General features: G+C 47.8%; 5 protein-coding genes. All 5 read left to right on the top strand.

The features are described from left to right. The first annotated feature begins 718 nt into the window (after positions 1–718). Entirely contained in the window at positions 719–898 is a 180-nt protein-coding gene (locus tag KBS54_05730) for a hypothetical protein (protein ID MBQ0055624.1), read from the top strand. A gap of 195 nt (positions 899–1,093) precedes the next feature. Next, entirely contained in the window at positions 1,094–1,354 is a 261-nt protein-coding gene (locus KBS54_05725; GenBank protein ID MBQ0055623.1) for a DUF4160 domain-containing protein, read from the top strand. A 22-nt stretch (positions 1,355–1,376) separates the two neighbouring features. Next, complete coding sequence (locus tag KBS54_05720) at positions 1,377–1,667, top strand: DUF2442 domain-containing protein (GenBank protein MBQ0055622.1); 291 nt, start codon at positions 1,377–1,379, stop codon at positions 1,665–1,667. Between the two features lie 141 nt (positions 1,668–1,808). Beyond that, entirely contained in the window at positions 1,809–2,003 is a 195-nt protein-coding gene (locus KBS54_05715; protein ID MBQ0055621.1) for a type II toxin-antitoxin system HicA family toxin, read from the top strand. Between the two features lie 3 nt (positions 2,004–2,006). Beyond that, positions 2,007–2,375: a type II toxin-antitoxin system HicB family antitoxin gene (locus KBS54_05710; protein ID MBQ0055620.1), complete on the top strand. Its 369-nt coding sequence runs from the start codon at positions 2,007–2,009 to the stop codon at positions 2,373–2,375. The last annotated feature ends 194 nt before the right edge of the window (positions 2,376–2,569 follow it).

Raw genomic sequence — 2,569 nt, 5'->3', positions numbered from 1 at the left:
CGTCTTCCTGCGGGCACGAAGTGCAGCGCAGGATCCAGTGACGTTACGGGCGAAGCCCGTTGGAAATAAGCCCCTGCGGGGCAAAGACACTGGATTCCGGCGTTCGCCGGAATGACGAGAGAAAACCTTGAAAAGCAAAAAATCTCCGTCGCTCCGTGCTTGACACGGAGCCCAGTGACTTAAAATCCCCGTCTCACTGCGGGACGCGAAGCGTCAGCGCAGTGTCCAGCGGCTTTACGGGCTTTGCCCGTCAGAAGAAAAGAATTAACGACACTGGATCCTGCGCTAAGCCTGTCGGCTTCCGCAGGAAGACGAAGAGAAGCGGTAAGCAAAAAGCCAAAAGCTATAAGCTGCAAGCCAAAAGCATATGACCGTAGGGAATACGGAGCGTTAGCGAGAGTATAAAAGCAACGAAGAACGAAGAACACAGAACGAAGAACGAAGAACGAAGAACCAAAAAATCTTTGTCTTGCTGCATGGAGCGAAGCGGAAGTGCAGCATCCAGCGGCTTTACGGGCTTTGCCCGTTATTGAAAAGAAAAACCAAAGACACTGGATCCTGCGCTAAGCCTGTCGGCTTCCGCAGGAAGACAAGATTGGAATTGTTTTTTATGGTAATTGGTTCTCTTTGTAATTGGTACTTTTGGTAATTGTTTCTTATGGTAATTGCACTTTATCGTAATTGGTTTTCTTAACACACACAGAAAGGAGAAAAAACAATGAACGAACAGAAACAGACAAAGAAAGTAGCAACGAAACTCAATCCCCTGCTTCATGCGGAATTTATCTGCGCTACGAGGCTGAACAACGAAACAATGAACGGTGCGCTGCGCAGATTTGCGAAACAGTACACGGAAGAAGTAAGCAGTAAGCTTGAAGCTGCAAGCAAAAAGCCTTAAAGGTTCTAAAGCTTAACGCTTATAGCTTAAAGCTTATATCGCTAGCGGCGCGAAGCGCCAAACGAGCGAAGCGGGCAAAAAATATCCCGTAAAAAACTTGCGTAACGGGCAATACCGCTGTAAAATATCCTAAAACGGCAGAGTATGTGCCGTAGGGGTTTTGTACAGACAGCAAGATAATGCGAGGTGAATTTTATGCCGACAATATCAATGTTCTTTGGAATAATTATCAGAATGTTTTGCAAAGGCGAACACAATCCGCCTCATTTCCATGCCTCCTATCAGAACTATCGCGCGGTATTCAACCTTGACGGAGAGCTTGTTGAAGGTGAAATGCCTGTGCGTCAGACGCGGCTGATTGTTGCGTGGACAGAACTCCACAGAGACGAGCTTGCCGCAAACTGGGAGCTTGCAATGGATCAGAAACAGCTGTACAAGATTGACCCGCTGCGCTGAACGGCAAAACGAGGTGAATTTTATGCCAAATCCGGTTTGGTCTGTAGTTGACGTTACACCGCAAAAAGATTACACGTTGCTCTTGACTTTTGAAGACGGCAAAAAAGGGCTTTATGACGCAACTTCGCTTCTTAAAGAAGAAATCTTTGAGCCTCTCAACAGTCTGCCGGTCTTTCTCAGCGCACGTGCGGAAGACGGTACTGTTGTTTGGAACGATGATTTGGACATTGCGCCGGAATATCTTTACGAAAACTGCACACCGGTTGCTGAACCTGCGGCATTTCGCGCGGCGCAGCCGGCAGAAAATCTGTAACTGCATACAAAAATAAACTTTGCAGCCTTCGCAGTAAAAAGTGCTTGACATTTAAGCGAAAGCGTCCTAACATCATACCGTGCGGCGGAGTATATTCTGCCGGTTGTTTGCGATGTTAAGCGAAAAGGCAGGTGCGGCAGTGTGGCATCCAGCAGGGAAATCATAAAGCTTCTGGAAGCTGACGGATGGTTTTACATCGGTTCCCGCGGAGACCACTGCTACTTCAAGCACGAAAAGAAAAGCGGCAAAATAACAGTTCCGCACCCGCAAAAAGACCTGAAACGCCCTATCGTCAAAGCGATATTAAAACAGGCGGGCTTAGACAGGGAGGGATAACCGGTGAAAGCTGAAAGAAATTGGAAAGAAGCGCAAGACCTTATAACCTATCCTGTGCTGATATCCAGAGAAGACAACGCTTACTGTGTTCTGTTCCCTGACCTTCCCTGCTGCCTGACACAGGCAGAAACGCTTGAGGGCGCTTTAGCTCAGGCAAAAGACGCGCTTGCCGGCTGGCTTTGGTACTCGGAAAAAGACGGGGACGCAATCCCTGCCCCGACGGACATAGGCGAACTGAAAATGCAGAGCGGGCAGATATCGGCGCTCATTTCGGTAAGACCGGATGCGGTCAGGGAAAAAGAAAACGCATGCTGCGCACCCGTTGCTGAACCTGCGGCGCTTCGCACGGCACAGCCGGCGGAAGCACTGTAACAGGCACTAAAAAATAAACTTTAGTTTCGGAAGGAGGGGAAAATATGTGTACAATGTGTATAACGTATGCGAAAATGTGTAAAAACATGAGTATGTCTGACCTGATTTCATACATACATACATACATACACACATACATACATACATACATACATACATACATACATACAGCCGTCCGCGTTTAGGGCGTTCTT

Source organism: Candidatus Equadaptatus faecalis (genome assembly GCA_018065065.1).
Lineage (GTDB): Bacteria > Synergistota > Synergistia > Synergistales > Synergistaceae > Equadaptatus > Equadaptatus faecalis.
The sequence above is the reverse complement of the archived record's forward strand: the minus strand, read 5'-3'. Positions and strand labels throughout refer to the sequence as shown.